This window comes from Marinilabilia salmonicolor, from assembly GCF_003003035.1.
Classification (GTDB): domain Bacteria; phylum Bacteroidota; class Bacteroidia; order Bacteroidales; family Marinilabiliaceae; genus Marinilabilia; species Marinilabilia salmonicolor_A.
On sequence record NZ_PVTS01000004.1, the window covers coordinates 95034 to 112643 of the forward strand.

The following is a 17610-nucleotide window of genomic DNA, read 5'->3' on the forward strand; positions in this document are numbered from 1 at the left end:
ATTCCATTTGTTTGTTTCAATATGTGGAATCTAACTTAAGGATATTGCGTCATGAAAAAACTGAGAAACATCAGAAATAAAAGAGGTTAGAACTTGATTTTTGTCAGGCTTCCTGGCCTATGGTTACCTCATAGTATTTGGTCACATCGGTAACTTTCATGCCTGCCTCACGAGCTGCATTCATGCCCAGCACTCCATCTTCAAAAACCTGACACTCATGGGGGGCAATGCCCATTTGCTCAGCACATCTGAGAAACGTTTCCGGATGTGGCTTGGGATGGGTAATATCATCCGAAGTAACAAGGATATCGAAATAGCTGTCCATGCCAACGACTTTCAGAGTTTGTTCGGCAATGGATCTTTGTCCACCTGTACCCACCGACATGGGTAGTTTACCGTGATATTTTCTGATGATGTCAGCCACCGGTTCGATAACTTTGGTTTTGTGAATGGTTGCTCTGAAGATATCTTCTTTCTCTTCACCCATCTGCACCGGATCTATACTTTTATTAAACATTCCGTTGAGTTTCTCCACAGTGCCATAAAGGGGGATTCCGGCCAGTTCCATAAACAGGTCAATGGTAAAATCAATTCCGTGTTTTTTTAAAGTGTCACGCCATGCAATGAAATGTGCTGGCATGGTGTCTGCAATGGTCCCGTCAAGGTCGAAAATAAGTCCTTTTATTCCGGGATGTATTTCAATCTTCTGCATAGTTTTTCGCTTTGAAGATGCAAAGATAATGAAACCTTTTGGGGGAGAGGAGTGGTGCTGGTTTAAGAGATGTTAAAGGGAACTGTTCCTTATGGAATGGGCAGTAGGCCCGGAGTTGCAATGACGCATTCGCCTACAAAAAAAACAGCAGGTTTTGCTGCTGTGCAATTAATCTGACCGCTTGATTTGACGTGTTTACTGCCTTCTGCCTGAATGTAATAATTATTATAATCCTGAAACAGACGCAATCTTCAATTTTACATTTTGCAACCAGAGAGGTTTAGGTTAGTTTGGAATGAAAACAAAAAAGACTGAAATCTTGTATTTTTTTTCAAAAATCCTTTCTTTTGGAGTCAATTTGTCAATTTTAATTTGAACATAGATAGTTTTGAATGAAACGAGTCCTGATTCCCTCAGACTAATGACTTAGTTTTTATCAGATAATTACAAATTTTTATACCAATGAAACGAGCATGGTGAGGGATGTCACAAAAGACAATGTATAAATTCCCTACATGCGAGTTCCATCAGACCAATAACTTAAATAAATTATTTACTGATGAAACGAGCATGATATTTTTTAAATATAAATCACAAGAGAACATGTTTAAAAAATATTATGCGAGAGCGAAGCGGTTCCATTCGTTCTCAAATTTTTAATTAGTTTTTTATCAGATAATTACAAAATTTTAAACGAATGAAACCCGGAGAGAAAATCAAATTACAAAGAGAGGATAAGAAATTAGAGCTCAAAGAGGTGGCACAAAGAGCCCAGCTTGATGAACAACAGCTGGCCAGAATAGAGGCCGGTGAAGTTGCCCCTGCACTTGGAACACTAATTAAACTGGCTCGTGTGTTTGGGGTACGACTTGGGACTTTTCTGGACGATCAGGAAGAAACCGGTGCTGTGGTTACCCGAAAGGGAGAGAATGGCCCTGCTGATAACATGAATGCAGCGGGTTCCCAGCCACACGAGAATCTTGCTTTTTCTTCACTGGCCAGACAAAAAAGTGACCGGCATATGGATCCTTTTCTGATTGAAGTTGAGCCCGGTGATGAGTTCAACTCCGGAAGTTCTTCACACGAAGGCGAGGAGTTTCTTTATGTTTTGAAAGGAACCCTGGAGGTTGTTTACGGAAAAGAGAAGTATGAGTTGAAAGAGGGGGATACCATTTATTATGATTCCATTGTCGATCACAAAGTATCAGCAACCGGTACTGAGAAGGCATTGGTTTTGGCAGTTGTCTATCTGCCAGTTTGATGCAATAATTGTTTTCAACTCATCCGAAAAATTTACTTATGTCTTATCAATTAACCGAAGATACACTGGGTGGACTGCTTGAGAAGTGGGCCGGTGAGATGCCTGATCATGATTTCATGGTTTACCCTGATCGTGGTCTGCGTTTCTCTTACAGCGAATTTAATGAGCGAGTGGATAAGATGGCCAAAGGATTGATGGCCATTGGCGTCCAAAAAGGTGATAAAGTGGGGATTTGGGCCAATAATGTACCCGACTGGACCACCCTGATGTTTGCTACGGCCAAAATTGGTGCAATTCTGGTTACCATTAATACCAACTATAAGCTGGCAGAACTTGAATATCTGATAAAGAATGCAGATTTGAATACGCTATGCCTGATTGACGGGTACCGTGACAGTGACTATGTGGATATGGTTTTTCAGTTGGTGCCCGAATTGAAAAGTTCACAGCGGGGCCATCTGAAAAGTGAGAAGTTTCCTGAACTGCGTAATGTGATGTTTCTGGGGCCTCAGAAACACCGTGGAATGTATAACACTCCGGAAATTCTGACATTGGGCAACCATGTGGACGATGCCACCTTGCTGGAACGTAAGCAGCAGGTGACCTGCCACGATGTGGTGAATATGCAATATACTTCCGGGACAACAGGGTTCCCCAAAGGGGTTATGTTGACGCATCACAATATTGTGAACAACGGAGTAGGGGTAGGGGACAATATGAAATATACCCCAAAAGACAGATTGTTGTTGCCGGTTCCTCTTTTTCACTGCTTTGGTTGTGTGCTTGGTGTTTGTGCTGTCATTACCCATGGGGTGAGTATGGTTATCACAGAAGATTTTGATCCGTTGAAAGTTCTTGCAGCTGTACAAAAGGAGAAATGTACCTCCATTTATGGAGTGCCAACCATGTTTATTGCCGAACTTAACCACCCCATGTTCGATATGTTTGACCTTTCTTCATTGAGAACAGGAATCATGGCAGGTTCATTGTGCCCTATTGATACGATGAAAGAGGTGATGACCAAGATGCATTGCGATGATATTATTATTGTTTACGGTCTGACAGAAACCTCACCCGGGATGACCACCACGCGAACCTTTGATGAACCCGAAATCCGGGCGACTACCGTTGGGAAGGAGCTTCCCGGGGTGGAGGTAAAAATTGTGGATCCTGAAACCGGTGAAGAACTGGGAGCCAATCAGCAGGGAGAAATATGCTGCCGAGGTTACAATGTGATGAAAGGATATTACAACAATCCGGAAGCCACACAAAAAGCGATCGACAAGGATGGCTGGTTACATTCGGGCGATCTGGCTGTGAGAACGCAGGATGGATTTTACAAAATTACCGGACGCATTAAAGATATGATTATCCGGGGAGGGGAGAACATCTATCCGCGTGAGATTGAAAACTATATTTACAATATGCCTGAAGTGGAGATGGTGGAAGTTGTTGGTATTCCTGATGAGAAATATGGTGAGATCGTTGGGGCATTTATTAAGCTGAAAAGCGGAAAATCTCTTACCGAAGAGGTGGTGCAGGATTTCTGTCGGGGAAAAATATCACGGTACAAGATTCCAAAGCATGTGTTTTTTGTGGATGATTTTCCGAAAACTGCCAGTGGGAAGATTCAGAAATATAAGCTCCGGGATATGGGAGCGGAAATGGCGAAGTAGATTTGTGTTTTACAGGTGTATTTTGACTTTGCCAAAATACACCTGTAAAACACTTTTTCAACTTACCCCATTCTCGACTTGTAATCCTCATAACCAAACTCCCGGACGATTTTCAGTCCTTCTTTGTCGTTCCAGAATGCAATGGATGGATGTGGCACTCCATTGAACATGGTTGTTTTTACGATGGTGTAATGAATCATATCTTCAAATACGATTTTATCACCCGGTTTTAGCGGTTCATCGAACGACCAGTAGCCGATAAAATCGCCTGCCAGACAACTGTTGCCACCCATGCGGTAAGTCGGTAAGCCTTTTACCGGCTCGTGGTGAGCGCCCCTAATGCGCGGTTTGTAAGGCATCTCCAGACAATCAGGCATGTGGGCTGTGAAGCTGACATTCAGAATAGCCGTTTGAATGCCGTGGTTTTCTACTATGTCCACTATTTCCGAAACCAACACCCCTGTTTCCCATGCAAATGCACTGCCGGGTTCAAGAATGATATGCAGATTCCATTTTTCTTTAAAGGTTTTCAGGGTATGAATTAAATGTTCTACATCATAGTCTTTGCGGGTCATCAGGTGACCTCCGCCCATGTTGATCCATTTAATTTGTTGCAGTTGGTTGCCAAATTTATCTTCTACGTTTTTGAGGATTTTCTCAAGTTCATTGCTTGATGATTCGCACAAAGCATGAAAATGCAAGCCTTCGATTCCATCAGGAAGCTGATCAGGCATCTGGTCGGCAATAATTCCCAGTCGTGATCCGGGAGCACATGGGTTGTACAAATCGGTGGAGACTTCCGAATATTCCGGGTTGATACGTAATCCCGGGGAGATGTGCTTATCGTTCTTTTGAAGCATCTCCCTGAACCGTTCGTACTGATTGATGGAATTGAAAGTGATGTGGCTGCTGTATTGCATGATGCCCGGAAAATCATCTTCTGTATAGGCCGGGCTGTAGGTGTGTGCCGGGCTGCCCATTTCCTCAAAAGCCAGGCGGGCCTCGTGAATGGAGCTGGCCGTGGCGCCGGGAATGTACTCCCGCACTATAGGGAATGCCGGCCACAACGAAAAGGCCTTGAATGCAAGTATTATTTCTATTCCGGCCCTGTCACGGACACTTTTTATAAGTTCAAGGTTTTTGCGCAATAATGCCTCATCCATGACATAGGCTGGCGAGGGAACCTGATTGATATTGATGCTCATTTTTGTGTTTTTTATTAACGACAAATATAGTTGAGAATTGTTTGCTGACAAATGGGGGAGGTGTTCTATAAACTATTTCATCAGTATATAATTTATCTAAGTTATTTGTCTGATGGAACTCGCATGTAAGGGACTTATACATTGTCTTTTGCGACATCCCTTGGCATGCTCGTTTCATTATTTCAAAGAATCATTCCTTTAAAAACCGGGGCTTTTTTCCTTTTAAGGGAATACATATTGTTGTTGCGTATTTAAAAGGCCGAAGGTCTTTAAGCAATAGCCTGGGGTGTTGCCCTGGGCTATTGCTTGTGCCCCTTCAGGGCGGATACGATGAACCGTTATAAAACTATTTTTCATCGCGTGTTGAGATTCATGAAGTCAAAAAATTGCATTTCCCTAGTGTTTGTTGAACCATTTTAGAAATCAAAATAGGTTCATACTGAAACCATGTTCCAACAGGCCAACGGCCTTAGAACAATAGGATAGGGAGAGGCTGTTACGTTTGCCGCCAAAATCCTCATTTATGATTAGTTTTTGGCGGCCTCGCAAGCCCCCGAAGAAAAATCGGGGCACAGGCTTAGCAATTGGCACTTTCTGACCAGAAACAGGCCTGAAAACAAATTTCCCCGATTTTATTGACATACTCTAAGGAACATTACTTTTTTTTAGATTCTCAAATCAGACCTCGTATTTTCAAATCCCTTGCAGTAATTTTCATGTGTTTGAGATAGAAAGTTCAAATTCAAGGCGTGTAAAAAATATAAACCGCACAATACTAGCGTTTTTTGGGTTTTTGATTTTGAGCAACAACCCAGAAGTTGGACTTTATAGATAAACAATTGGTCGGCAAACTACAATTTTTTACAAGATAAAAGGGGATGTTGTTTTTCTTGCTTATCTTCATTTGAATAGGAGGGATATGGGATATATTAAATAAAACGAGCATAAACCTTCGGTGTCTTTTTTGTATTGCAGATTTGTTAACAAAAAAACAGGTTGATTTCTACTTCTTCCCTGCAAAATAATTCAGCAGTTTGGGTTTCATCATTTTACTTACAGATATTGTGTGTTCTCCTACTTTCACCAGATTGCCATTGATTTCCCGAACTTTATCCAGTGCTACGATATAGGATTTATGGATGCGCATAAAACGTTCTGCAGGGAGTTCCTGTTCCAGTTTTCGGAGCGAAAACAGGCCCATGTATTTGGAGGTATGGGTGTGAAAGGTTACATATTCAAGCGCTCCTTCAATGTAGAGAATGTCATCGTAGAGGAGTTTGACCATCCGGCGATCTGATTTTACGATAATGAAATTTTTCGCCTCTTCTGCAGGAGTATCCTGAACGGTTGGTTTTTCGGCCGGTGACTCCAACTCTTTGTATTTTTGCCTGTAATTGAGAATGGTAATAATCTTGTTGACTGCTTTAACAAACCGTGGAAAAGAAACCGGTTTTAGCAGATACTCCACCGCATTCACTTCAAATCCCTGAACGGCATATTGAGGATAAGCCGTTACAAAAACAATCAGCGGACCGTGAGGAACCATCAGATTTTTTATAAAATCCATCCCCGACATATCAGGCATCTCAATATCGGTAAAAATCACATCAATTTCGCCGTTGGAAATGGTGTCGATGGCTGCCATCGGGGAGTCAAACGAATCGATCAGATTGAATTGAGGAATTTTTGAAATATAATCGGCCATCAGTTTACGTGCCAGAAATTCATCGTCAATAACAATGCAGTTATATTTTCCCTGAGCTGCCATGTGATTAATTTTTTAGTGCCTGTCTATAAACTAAGCGTTTTTCACGTGTTTGAGTTATAAAGTTCAAATTCAAGGCGTGTAAAAATCTAAACCGCAGCATACTAGTGTATTTAAGGGTTTAGATTTTGAGCAACAACGTGGAAGTCGGACTTTATAGACAAACACTATTTATACAATTTCAAGGTTACTTTGTATTTGTCCTCATCGTGAACGATGATTAGTTTATGCTTTTTAGGATAAAGCAATTCAAGCCGGTTTCGTGCATTTTCTATGCCAATGCCGTGTGCATTTCCGGTTTTTTGTCCGGATGCTTGTGCCTGAATACTGTTTTCCACACTAAAATGAAATTCTTCTGCGTTTAGTTCCAGTTCAATGTTAACAAAACCCGATTTGTCTTTTTCTATCTTGCTGTGCTTAAAGGCATTTTCTACAAAAGTAACCAAAAGCATGGGTGCTATCTGATAATTTTCGTCATGCATGCCGGTGTTGAAACTGATGTTTTGTCGTTTTTCGGTTTTTAACTGCTGGAACTCCAGGAAGCTGTTGATGTAATCGATCTCTTTGTAGAGTGATATATAGTCCGATTCGCAATCGTAAAGCACATAACGCAGCATATCCGAAAGCATGGTGATTTTCTCGGGTGTGGATTCATCACCGGTATAGGCCATGGAATAGATGTTGTTGAGGGCATTGAACAGAAAATGGGGGTTGACCTGTGTTTTAAGAAATTTCAGTTCACTTTCAGCCTTTTCTCGCTTCAGGGTTTCAATTTCCACTGTGTTCTTTTCCTGTTTGTCTTCCAGATATTTGGTCATGCTGATCCAGAATGCAATGAGACACAATACGGAATGAAAAATAAAGGCTGCAATGATGCTGTGATTGTCTGGCCGCATTGATGGGAATAGTTGGTTGAAAAACATTTCCGTAGCTACCCCGAACAGAGCCATAGATACAATCAGAATAGTATTGTAGGCTCTGAATTTGTTTTTTTGTTTGGCGTGATACCTGGGCATCAATCTTTTGATGTTTACTCTGAACACGACATATTGGATGGAGGTAAGAACAATGGCATGTAAAAGTCCTTTGCGCCAACTAACCTGAGAACCTATGGTAAAGTAAAACAGGGCAAGCAAAATCCATATCGCAATGGATGGAAGCGCCTTGTACCATTTAGTAAATTTTGAGAACATGGTTTCCTTTCGAATTTAATTTTTGGCGTCCGACCCAGGCGCAAAATTATTATTTAAAGCTTGTTTTACCATTTATACGTTTCACTTTTCAATGAAAAGCCTGGATTTTCAATAATCGGACTGTTTTTTCAATGAACGGACTTTCAAGCTGATTTTGTCTGATTATTGAAAACTCTCTGCGTTTCCTTGATTTCATTTTAAATACTTGTCGGCAGAGGTGATATTTGCCGATGGAATTCAAAAATAAGCTTTGTCCGGCCTTTTTGATTTCCTGAAAGTAATTGAAACCATGTTGAAAATCAAATTTTAGTACAATATGCAAAACAGGATTTTAATGTTTTTGATGGCGGTGATGCTGGCGGGTACTGTCGGTGCTCAGGAAAGTCTCCGTTTGACGTTGGAAGAAGCGCAGAACCATGCATTGGAGCACAACCGTACACTGAAAAATGCTTCTATGGATGTGCAAATAGCCGAAGCCAGCCGTTGGCAGACCATCGCTACGATGCTGCCACAGGTGAATGCCACAGTTGATTATAGTAATATGTTTGGGTATTCGATGGATCTTGGAAACTTTCAGATCTCTATGCCCAACTCGGTAACTTATGGAGGTACCGCTTCGGTTGCTCTCAGTGGTACACAGGTTGTTGGGGTGCAGCTGGAAAATATTGCCAAAAATATGGCTGATATCACTCTAAAGCAAAGTGAAAAGGAAGTTACCGATCAGGTAAAAACATTGTATTACTCTGCGTTGGTGATGGAGGAGACCACATCATTGTTGGAAAAGAACCTGGAAAACCTGGAAAAGCTTTTCAATTATACGCAGCAATCGGTGGAAGTGGGTATTTCGGAACAGACCGATGCCGACCTTATCTCTGTGCAGATTGCCACCATGAATACCAATATCAATTCCACCCGCCGGTCGTTGGAGATGATTTACAACTCTTTGCGATTGCAACTGGGACTGGACGTTAATTCAGAAATTGAGTTATCCCAGACCATTGATGAATTGATGCAACCTCAAAAAGCCATGGCCTTGCTCGATATGGATTTTATGCTCGACAATAATTACAACTACCAGTTGCTGGAACAGAATGTAGAACTGGCCAAAAAGCAGGTGACAATGAAGAAGTGGGAGTATGCTCCCTCCCTTCAGGCTTTTTATCAATATACAAAAAAGGAGTATATGAGTGACGAGGCTACCATGAACAGTACACCGCCCAATATGTTTGGTGTTTCGCTGAATATTCCCATTTTCTCCAGTGGTAGCAGATATAAAGCTGTGCAGGAAGCCAAATTGGGTTACAAACAGCAGCTGAATACTTTTGATGATACACGGGAATCCTTGATTATTCAGCATCGTCAGCTTTCCTACAATCTAACCTCTTCCTACGAAAGCCTGGAAACCCAGGAAAAGAACATGGTGGTAGTACAGCGGGTATTTGATAATGTTTCGCGGAAGTATGAGCAGGGAATTGCCTCCAGTCTGGATGTGACCAACTCCGGAACTGAACTTATTTCTGCCCAGAACAGCTATGTGCAGGCACTTCTAGATGTGGTGACGGCCCAGATTGAACTGGAACAACTGCTGAATGTGGAAGCGCCGTAAGGAGAGTGAGGCTGAGGTTAAGTGATAATAGAATAAAGTATAGTAATCAGATAATAATAAAACACAAATAATGATGAATCGTTTTTTAATACTTGTAATTGCAACAGGGCTTTCTTGGGCTATGGTGAGTTGTGGAGCTGCCACTGAAAATGCAGAAGCCAAAAATGATGCTGAACGGGTGGAGAATGTAAAAATAACCGAACTGAATAGAAGTACGGTAACCCGTAAAATTGATATTTCAACTACCCTGGAAGGTTATGAAACTGTGAATATTGCACCTTCTTTGACCGGGATTATTGAGGAGATTTATGTAGAAGTGGGATCGCGTGTGAAAAAAGGAGACAGGTTGGTTCGATTGGATCAGAGTCAGTACAAAACAGCAAAACTTACCTATTCCAATGCAAAAATAGAGTTTGAGCGACTGGAAGTGTTGAAAGAATCGGGAACCGTTTCTCAACAGGCTTATGATCAGGCTAAGCTGGCTCTTGACCAGGCCCGGGAAAACCTTGAGTTTCTTGAACCTAACACTTATGTTAAAGCACCAATCCGGGGTGTGATTTCTGAAAAGAATTATGAAGAGGGTGAGTTGTTTAACGGCAGTCCTATTCTTACGTTGACCCAGACTCATCAGCTGAAAGCTCTGATCAGCATTTCCGAATCGTATGTGCCTTTTGTAAAGGAGGGAATGGAACTGACCGTAAAGCCTGATGTGTACAAGAATCAGGAGTTTCCGGCAGTTATTGAAATTGTTTATCCAACCATTGATCCTGCAACTCATACTTTTCAGGCAAAAGTGCGTATTCCCAATTCTGACAATCTGTTGAGACCGGGGATGTACGTTCAGACTTCAATTGACCTTCAGGAAGTTGAGGCATTGATGGTTCCTTATCGTTCGGTTATGAAATTAACCGGTTCCGATGAACGCTATGTTTTTGTGAATGAGAATGGAAGAGCCAAGCGGGTCAGAGTGGAAATGGGACAACGATTTAATGATTTGATTGAGGTCTCCTCTGATGAATTAGAACCTGGAGACCAGTTGGTAACAGTAGGTCAGGCAAAACTAATTGAGGGTGTTAAACTCAATGTGGTAAAATAATCCTGATTGTTGTTGGAGGTTGTTAATGCCGGTGACTTTTTTGTTATCGTACGGTAATCCTCTGTCCTTAATAAAACTATATTTAATATGAGTATTTTCAAATCATCTATCAATAAACCGGTTACAACCGCCCTTGTTTTTGTAGCCGTAATGGTGATAGGACTGTTCTCCTTGCAACAGTTGCCTATCGACCAGTATCCTGAGATTGACCCGCCTTACATTTCGGTAATGACCTCTTACCCGGGAGCCAATGCCAGTGAAGTGGAAACCAATGTAACGCGTCTGCTTGAGAATAGTCTGAACTCGGTGGACGGACTGAAAGAGTTGACTTCCAGGTCGCAGGACAATATGTCTCTGGTTACTCTGGAGCTTGAGTGGGGAATGAATCTGGATGAGGTCATTAATGATGTGCGATCGTACATTGATATGGCCAAAGACAACCTGCCATCGGGGGCGGGAACGCCTTTTATCTTTAAGTTCAGTACCAGTTCAATGCCTATTATTATGTATTCGGTAACGGCTGAAGACAGTTATGCCGGACTGGATAAGACCCTGAACGATGTGGTGATTCCACAGCTGAACAGGGTTGATGGAATCGGAAATATTTCCCTTTCCGGAACGCCTGAGCGGTATGTATATGTGGACATCGAACAGGAGAAACTGGATGCTTTTAATATTCCGCTCGAAACAGTGGGAAGTGCCATCAGCAGTAACAACCTGAATATGTCTTCAGGGACTGTGAAAATGAATAAGGAACAGTACCAACTTCAGGTGCGTAGTGAGTATGTGGAGAGTTCGGAAATTCGGGATATTGCTGTAACGACCACCAGCGATGGTCGTCAGGTATTTGTTCGTGACCTGGCCACCGTTCGTGATACCATCAAAGACCTTGCTTTGGATGAAAAAATCAACGGACGTGAAGGTGTTCGGGTGATTATTGCCAAGCAGTCGGGTGCCAATACCGTTGAAATTTGTAAAGAGGTCAATAAGGAAATGGCAAAAATTCAAAAACTTTTGCCTGCCGATGTGGAAGTGGACATCATTTACGACTCCTCCGACAATATTAAAGATTCCATCAGCAGTCTCGAGGAATCTATCTTATATGCCCTTTTATTTGTTGTATTGGTGGTATTGCTTTTTCTGGGACGCTGGCGGGCTACTTTGATCATCGGTATTACGATTCCAATAGCATTGATTGTGTCGTTTATCTACCTTGCTTTTGTGGGTAGTTCGTTGAATATCATCTCTTTGTCGTCGCTCACCATCGCTATTGGTATGGTGGTGGATGATGCCATTGTGGTACTCGAAAATATTACCAAGCACATCGAACGAGGCTCCAGTCCACGTGAGGCTGCAATTTATGCCACTAATGAGGTGTGGGTGTCAGTAATCGCAACAACCATGGTAATTGCTGCTGTGTTCGTCCCCCTTACGATGCTGGGAGGATTGGCAGGAATCATGTTTAAGGAGCTGGGATGGATTGTAACAATTGTTGTGGTAACATCAACATTGGTAGCTATTTCGTTGACGCCGATGTTGACTTCCAAATTGCTGAAAGCCAGAGATTTTAAAGTGGATGCCAAAGGACACATTATCCCCGAGGAACCTAAACGCAACTGGTATCAGAAGTATGTGGTGGGTGCACTTGACCGGCTGGATGGCTGGTACTCCAGAGTTCTTCGTTATTCTCTGAACCATAAGAAACTGACTTTGCTGGTTGTGGTTGTGTTGTTTTTTCTGTCCTTGTTGCCTATGTTTATGGGAGCCATCGGTACCGACTTCATGCAGCAGAGTGACCAGGGAAGGATTTCTGTTTCAGTGGAACTAAATCGTGGAACACGAGTAGAGGAAACCATTAAAACAGCCCGCAGGCTGGAAACACGGTTTTCCGAACTGGCTCCTGAAATTGAAATGGTGGCTACCACAACTGGTTCCAATGATGAAGCGAGTGTTTCAGCACTTTTTGCATCGTCAAGTAACAACAAAATTGCTATGACAGTGGTGCTGAGAGATAAAGATGAACGTGAGCGCACCTCTTTTGAGGTTGCGGAAGTGTTCCGGCAGGAAATGGCTGAATATCCTGAGATTATTGATTATCAGGCCAGTGTGTCTAGCGGGATGGGTGGTTCTGCTTCTACTGTGGATGTAGAAATCTATGGTCATGATTTTGATAAGACCAATATCTTGGCCGAAAAGGTTCAGCAAATTATTAAAGCCAATGTGCCAGGCGCCCGCGATATTACCATCAGCAGAGACGAAGATCGTGCAGAATTGAAAATTGATGTGGATAAGGAAAAACTTTCCCGTCACGGACTGGATGCTGCTACTGTTGCAAGTATGGCCTACAATCGAGTGAAAGGAATGTCGGCCAGTTTTCTCAAAGAAGATGGAGAGGAATATCCCATTGTGGTGCGCATGGAGGAAGAAGATCGTAATTCCATTTCGGATATAGAATCACTGACTATTCCAACCGCGAGTGGAAATGTTAAGTTGAGCGAAATTGCAGATGTAGATGAATACTGGTCACCACCAACCATTGAGCGTAAACGTCGTCAGCGAATTGTGACAGTGGCCGTAACTCCCTACAAAGTTTCGTTGGGTGAACTGGCCATTGAAATGGAGAAAGCCCTCGAGGAGGTGGATGTGCCCCAGGGAGTGACATTGCGTCTGGCTGGTGACTACGAAGAACAACAGGAGACATTTGCCGATATGGGACTGCTGCTGGCATTGATTGTGATGTTGGTTTACATCGTGATGGCTTCTCAGTTTGAGTCCCTGTCAAAGCCCTTTATTATTATGATGTCCGTTCCTTTTGCGTTCTCCGGAGTGGTGCTTGCACTATTTGTGACCGGTGTTTCGCTCGATATGATTGGAGCACTTGGAGTGGTGATGCTCGTTGGTATTGTTGTGAAAAACGGTATTGTGCTGGTGGATTACATTAATCTGATGCGTGACCGTGGTTATGAGCTGAACGAAGCGATTGCTTTATCCGGTGCTTCCCGACTGCGTCCGGTATTGATGACGGCCTTCACAACCATTCTGGGTATGTTGCCTATGGCCATGAGTACCGGTACCGGTTCAGAAACCTGGCGCCCAATGGGTATTGTAGTGATTGGGGGGTTGCTTGTTTCTACCGTTGTTACCCTGATTGTGGTTCCCTTGTTATATGGTATTATGTCCAAACACGGAGAACGCGATAAAGAGGAGAAAACCCGTAAAGAGTTTAAATTCCTGCAGATTGCAGATGATGAATGATTTTTGAATGATAAAAAGCAGTATCTCCTACCCCTCGATTCCGATCGAGGGGAACACTGCCTCTCGTTTCTCACGAGTAGGTGAATGTTAAAGATTACGGGTTGTTTGCTTCGATCAGGCTAATTAAAAAGGGGATATTTTTGTCAGATAATTAAAAAATTCTATAGAAATGAAAGCAGTATTCATAATATTTAATCAGGCCAACACCGAACGTGTTGAATATATGCTTGATCAGTTGGAAATAAGAGGTTTTACCTTTTGGGAGCAGGTGCAGGGACAAGGATCCCTGACCGGAGAGCCTCGACGCGGAACCCATACCTGGCCCGAAATGAATTCGGCCATCATTACCATGGTTGAGGATGATAAGGTCGATGTGTTGCTCAAAACAGTCCACAAGCTGGATTTACGTAATAAGGCCATCGGTGTACGTGCATTTGTCTGGGATATTACGCAGTCGTATTAGGAGGATGAGTATGAAAAATAAAGTTTTAGATTTCGAACGTATTATGGGACTTTATTTTCGTTATGGTGTAAAAAACCTGACGATGGATGAGGTTGCGCATGAACTGGGAATTTCAAAAAGGACGCTTTATCAGCAGGTTTCTACAAAAAACGAGCTGGTTGATCTGGTGTTGAATGAACAGTTTTCAAAGTTCAGAAAGGCAGTGTCTTCCATCGTAGATAAAGAGGATGGCAGCATACGTAAACTCTATAGCGTTTACAGGTTGATTGCTGATTTTTTTAAGCCATTGACCCCTGTTTTTGTTTATTCATTAAATAAAATGAGTTCAAAACTGGCTGAAGAATTGCATCGAAAATACAACGATTTTATAGTTGAAGTATTTGGTCGGATTGTGGATGAGGGGGAAGAAGAGGGAATCTTCCTGATGCGATTAAAAGATGATTTTGCCCGTTTAGTGGCCGGTTATCTTTTTCAGGCCAATGAGAAAGGAACGGTATTACAGATGGCTGAAGTTGACTTGAACAATGCTTTTTATTTGCAGACCAGTGGTGTATGCACCGATCACGGACGAAAAGTGTTGAACCAGTTGATGGATAATCCGAAACTATTGACGGCGTAGATTAAGGTTACATTTATCCTTGTTTTGAGCGGGGGTTCTGTTTTTGCAGAATCCTCGCTTTTTTGTTAGCAGAATAGATTACTCAAAGAGTGAGAAGAGTTTTTATATTTGAGTAATATTTTAAATTAACGAAAAAATAATCAGGATAAAATGAAGAACATTCTCATCATCAACGGTAATCCCGATAAAAACAGTTTGTGCCAAAGCCTGGCAGAGAGCTACAAAGAAGGATGCGAATCCCGGGATGTGGATTGTAATTTGGTAAATCTTGCCGATCTCCATTTCGATCCGGTTTTACATTAGGGTTACAAGAAAAGGACCGAACTGGAGCCTGATTTGCTCAAAATGCAGGATGAGATATTGAAGGCTGACCATGTGGTTTTTGTCTATCCTACCTGGTGGGGGACTTATCCTGCCTTGCTAAAAGGATTTATAGATCGTGTTTTCCTTCCCGGTTTTGCTTTCAGATACCGTGAGGGTTCTCTCTTCTGGGATAAATATCTCACCGGAAAATCGGCCCGGCTCATTGTGACGATGGATACTCCCAAATGGTATTATTCTTTGGTTTACAAAAGTCCCGGACATAACTCTTTGCGCAAAGGAATTCTCGATTTTTGCGGCATCAGGCCGGTTCGGATTTCAGCCTTCGGGCCAATAAAAACATCGGATGATGAAAAACGAAAGAAATGGCTGAACCAGGTTCGAAAGCTTGGTGCTGAGTTGAAATAAAAATACTTTTTGAAGGTCTATGACTCTTTAGGCTGCAATAATTTTGTTTTTTGAAAAAGTTGTATCTTGTAAAATCAAGCTGAGAGGGGGGAATAATTAAAGTTCCCTTTTATGTTGTTGGGGGGATTGAATTTAAGGTAATTATCAACAAATATTATTTATGGGATGATAAAGCCTATATTAAAATATGAAATTATTGAAGAACCTGGATTGATTGTTCGATATTTAAAGGGCCAAATTGATTTAACCTCTTTGTTCTCGCTAATGCTGAAAAGTGTAGAAGACAAGAGATATAGCAAGAATTTTGGCGTTCTTTACGATATCCGTGATGCCGAATTTGTAGTCCGAAAAGAATCAATTAAAGATTTCCTTGGCAAAGTTCGGGGTAATTCGGATATGGTTGCGCGGAAAAGAGTCGCATTTCTAACAATGAATCCCAATCAGGTTGTTTTTAGTTCTCTGCTTAATCGTTTGGCTGTTACCGGACTCTTTTCTTTGCATACTTTTTCCACACTGCCTTCTGCATTGAGTTTTCTAAATGTTGATTCATCCTTTTTTCAGGAAGTTGAGAATACTTTACAAGCCCTGAAGGGAACAGATGACTGAATCGTAAATAAATTGCTGATACAGATTTTGGAGTATAATTGAACCCGCTTTTTTTTAATAGCGGGTTTTTTAATAGAACTTTTTTTTAAATCTGTGACTTTTTAGTATCCAATGTTACTAATAAGATAAACCGTGTACGCAAAGATTAAAGGATCCTTGTTTTTTGATTTATTAATTGAAGTCACCCAACGAAAAAATGACTGATGAAACCCAAAAAGAGCAATTTCTGACAGTTCTGGAAGAGAATATCAGAATTGTCCAGAAAATTGCAGGAGTTTATACCAGGAATGCCCGTGACAGGGAAGACCTTTTAAACGACATTACTCTTGAACTTTGGAAATCGTTTAGAAAATTCAAGGGAAATTCAAGAGTATCTACCTGGATGTATCGTGTTGCGCTGAATACTGCTTTGAATTTTCAACGCAAAGTTACCAGGGACAAGGTGTTTTCCTCTCTGGATGATTTAAAAGTTGAACCTGTGGGATGGCTTAATGAAGATGATAATTCGGATAAATCGGCGGTGCTAAACCGATGTATTGAAGAATTGGACGATCTGAATAAGGCCATCATATTACTCTATCTCGACGGTAATTCGCACAAAGAGATTTCCATGATTACCGGAATCTCAACAACCAATGTGGGAACCAGAATTGGCCGTATTAAAGAACAATTGAAAGAACTGGTAATTAAAAAATCTGACTATTATGGACTTAAATGAATTGCAAACCATCTGGCAACAATATGATAATGACCTGAAAGAAAACACCAGGATGAATAAGGAAGTCCTGAGGCACATACTTGTTTCCAAACCACAGAAAAGATTAACCGTGGAGCGAACAAAAGCCGTCGTGAATCTCATTTTGCCTCTTGTCCTTGTGGGTTTGGTAATGCTCCCCAATGTTGAATTTCGTGCCTCATTCGACTTTTTCGGCGGAGCCCTGATGTTTGTAACCGCATTTTCCGTGATTTACTACTGGTCGGTGAGGTACTATTTACTAATTGGTAAAGTTGACTTTTCCGAACCTTTGACTGCAATAAAAAAGAATGCAAAAAGTCTTGAAAAATACAAGATTAAGTTGAAAAGAATCGGCTATATTCTGATGGCTCCGGGAATAACCGGGATTTTTCTGATGGGCAGATTTCCTCTTTTCTCCAAGGAGTCAATTGTGCCGGTTTCTTTGTTTTTTTTGGTGATGACTGCATCCATCTATCTGACCTTCAGATATTCAATTTTGGAGCAGTTCCGAAAACTCAACAGTGAGATTGCGGCTTTGGAGCAGTTGGAAAAATGATAGTTAATCACTAGTTTCCGGAGAAACTCTTGTTTTGAAAAGAGATTGCTTCTCGCTTTTTGCCTTACGGTTGCAATGACTACCTTTTACTGGTTTTATGTTCGTTAGAGGGGGTTGATTTTCGGCTTTGCC

16 protein-coding genes are annotated in these 17610 nt (G+C 41.7%); 12 read left to right on the plus strand and 4 right to left on the minus strand.

What is annotated here, in order from left to right:
* Positions 1–103: 103 nt before the first annotated feature.
* Complete coding sequence (locus tag BY457_RS05260) at positions 104–712, minus strand: HAD family hydrolase (protein ID WP_106152278.1); 609 nt, start codon at positions 710–712, stop codon at positions 104–106.
* A 697-nt stretch (positions 713–1409) separates the two neighbouring features.
* Between BY457_RS05260 and BY457_RS05265 the strand changes: the two genes are divergently transcribed.
* Together BY457_RS05265 and BY457_RS05270 are read left to right on the plus strand one after the other, a co-directional pair.
* Positions 1410–1973 carry a helix-turn-helix domain-containing protein gene (locus tag BY457_RS05265; protein WP_106152279.1) on the plus strand — a complete coding sequence of 188 codons (564 nt, stop codon included), beginning with the start codon at positions 1410–1412 and terminating at the stop codon, positions 1971–1973.
* 38 nt (positions 1974–2011) lie between these two features.
* Positions 2012–3649 carry an AMP-binding protein gene (locus BY457_RS05270; RefSeq protein WP_106152280.1) on the plus strand — a complete coding sequence of 546 codons (1638 nt, stop codon included), beginning with the start codon at positions 2012–2014 and terminating at the stop codon, positions 3647–3649.
* Positions 3650–3711: 62 nt separating this feature from the next.
* Here the strand turns inward: BY457_RS05270 and nspC are convergent, their stop codons facing one another.
* The 3 genes from nspC to BY457_RS05290 all read right to left on the minus strand — a co-directional run bounded on the left by nspC (position 3712) and on the right by BY457_RS05290 (position 7812).
* Positions 3712–4854: a carboxynorspermidine decarboxylase gene (gene nspC / locus BY457_RS05275; protein WP_106152281.1), complete on the minus strand. Its 1143-nt coding sequence runs from the start codon at positions 4852–4854 to the stop codon at positions 3712–3714.
* Positions 4855–5857: 1003 nt separating this feature from the next.
* Complete coding sequence (locus tag BY457_RS05285) at positions 5858–6622, minus strand: LytR/AlgR family response regulator transcription factor (protein ID WP_106152283.1); 765 nt, start codon at positions 6620–6622, stop codon at positions 5858–5860.
* 164 nt (positions 6623–6786) lie between these two features.
* On the minus strand, positions 6787–7812 hold the full coding sequence (locus tag BY457_RS05290) for a sensor histidine kinase (protein WP_106152284.1): 1026 nt from the start codon (positions 7810–7812) through the stop codon (positions 6787–6789).
* Between the two features lie 316 nt (positions 7813–8128).
* Between BY457_RS05290 and BY457_RS05300 the strand changes: the two genes are divergently transcribed.
* From BY457_RS05300 to BY457_RS05340, 10 genes are all read left to right on the plus strand, one after another.
* Positions 8129–9418: a TolC family protein gene (locus BY457_RS05300; protein WP_258176624.1), complete on the plus strand. Its 1290-nt coding sequence runs from the start codon at positions 8129–8131 to the stop codon at positions 9416–9418.
* Between the two features lie 70 nt (positions 9419–9488).
* Positions 9489–10514 carry an efflux RND transporter periplasmic adaptor subunit gene (locus BY457_RS05305; protein WP_258176625.1) on the plus strand — a complete coding sequence of 342 codons (1026 nt, stop codon included), beginning with the start codon at positions 9489–9491 and terminating at the stop codon, positions 10512–10514.
* 87 nt (positions 10515–10601) lie between these two features.
* Positions 10602–13769 (plus strand): efflux RND transporter permease subunit, encoded by a 3168-nt coding sequence (locus BY457_RS05310; protein WP_106152287.1) that lies wholly within the window; start codon positions 10602–10604, stop codon positions 13767–13769.
* A 169-nt stretch (positions 13770–13938) separates the two neighbouring features.
* Positions 13939–14232 carry a PG0541 family transporter-associated protein gene (locus BY457_RS05315; RefSeq protein WP_106152288.1) on the plus strand — a complete coding sequence of 98 codons (294 nt, stop codon included), beginning with the start codon at positions 13939–13941 and terminating at the stop codon, positions 14230–14232.
* A gap of 10 nt (positions 14233–14242) precedes the next feature.
* Positions 14243–14851: a TetR/AcrR family transcriptional regulator gene (locus tag BY457_RS05320; protein WP_106152468.1), complete on the plus strand. Its 609-nt coding sequence runs from the start codon at positions 14243–14245 to the stop codon at positions 14849–14851.
* Between the two features lie 150 nt (positions 14852–15001).
* Positions 15002–15154 (plus strand): NAD(P)H-dependent oxidoreductase, encoded by a 153-nt coding sequence (locus tag BY457_RS19335; protein ID WP_374956693.1) that lies wholly within the window; start codon positions 15002–15004, stop codon positions 15152–15154.
* A gap of 21 nt (positions 15155–15175) precedes the next feature.
* Complete coding sequence (locus BY457_RS05325) at positions 15176–15580, plus strand: NAD(P)H-dependent oxidoreductase (RefSeq protein WP_374956694.1); 405 nt, start codon at positions 15176–15178, stop codon at positions 15578–15580.
* 165 nt (positions 15581–15745) lie between these two features.
* On the plus strand, positions 15746–16186 hold the full coding sequence (locus BY457_RS05330) for a hypothetical protein (RefSeq protein WP_106152289.1): 441 nt from the start codon (positions 15746–15748) through the stop codon (positions 16184–16186).
* A gap of 196 nt (positions 16187–16382) precedes the next feature.
* Positions 16383–16904, plus strand: coding sequence for an RNA polymerase sigma factor (locus BY457_RS05335; RefSeq protein WP_106152290.1), 522 nt, complete (start codon positions 16383–16385; stop codon positions 16902–16904).
* Positions 16891–17478: a hypothetical protein gene (locus tag BY457_RS05340; RefSeq protein ID WP_106152291.1), complete on the plus strand. Its 588-nt coding sequence runs from the start codon at positions 16891–16893 to the stop codon at positions 17476–17478. The genes BY457_RS05335 and BY457_RS05340 overlap by 14 nt, the downstream gene beginning before the upstream one ends.
* The last annotated feature ends 132 nt before the right edge of the window (positions 17479–17610 follow it).

Bases quoted from the DNA above. Each gene is read 5' to 3' on its own strand.
- BY457_RS05290 (WP_106152284.1), bottom strand. From the start codon at position 7,812: ATGTTCTCAAAATTTACTAAATGGTACAAGGCGCTTCCATCCATTGCG.
- BY457_RS05270 (WP_106152280.1), top strand. From the start codon at position 2,012: ATGTCTTATCAATTAACCGAAGATACACTGGGTGGACTGCTTGAGAAG.
- BY457_RS05340 (WP_106152291.1), top strand. From the start codon at position 16,891: ATGGACTTAAATGAATTGCAAACCATCTGGCAACAATATGATAATGAC.
- BY457_RS05310 (WP_106152287.1), top strand. From the start codon at position 10,602: ATGAGTATTTTCAAATCATCTATCAATAAACCGGTTACAACCGCCCTT.
- BY457_RS05300 (WP_258176624.1), top strand. From the start codon at position 8,129: ATGCAAAACAGGATTTTAATGTTTTTGATGGCGGTGATGCTGGCGGGT.
- BY457_RS05335 (WP_106152290.1), top strand. From the start codon at position 16,383: ATGACTGATGAAACCCAAAAAGAGCAATTTCTGACAGTTCTGGAAGAG.
- BY457_RS05330 (WP_106152289.1), top strand. From the start codon at position 15,746: ATGATAAAGCCTATATTAAAATATGAAATTATTGAAGAACCTGGATTG.
- BY457_RS05265 (WP_106152279.1), top strand. From the start codon at position 1,410: ATGAAACCCGGAGAGAAAATCAAATTACAAAGAGAGGATAAGAAATTA.
- BY457_RS19335 (WP_374956693.1), top strand. From the start codon at position 15,002: ATGAAGAACATTCTCATCATCAACGGTAATCCCGATAAAAACAGTTTG.
- BY457_RS05260 (WP_106152278.1), bottom strand. From the start codon at position 712: ATGCAGAAGATTGAAATACATCCCGGAATAAAAGGACTTATTTTCGAC.
- BY457_RS05320 (WP_106152468.1), top strand. From the start codon at position 14,243: ATGAAAAATAAAGTTTTAGATTTCGAACGTATTATGGGACTTTATTTT.
- BY457_RS05285 (WP_106152283.1), bottom strand. From the start codon at position 6,622: ATGGCAGCTCAGGGAAAATATAACTGCATTGTTATTGACGATGAATTT.
- BY457_RS05315 (WP_106152288.1), top strand. From the start codon at position 13,939: ATGAAAGCAGTATTCATAATATTTAATCAGGCCAACACCGAACGTGTT.
- nspC (WP_106152281.1), bottom strand. From the start codon at position 4,854: ATGAGCATCAATATCAATCAGGTTCCCTCGCCAGCCTATGTCATGGAT.
- BY457_RS05305 (WP_258176625.1), top strand. From the start codon at position 9,489: ATGATGAATCGTTTTTTAATACTTGTAATTGCAACAGGGCTTTCTTGG.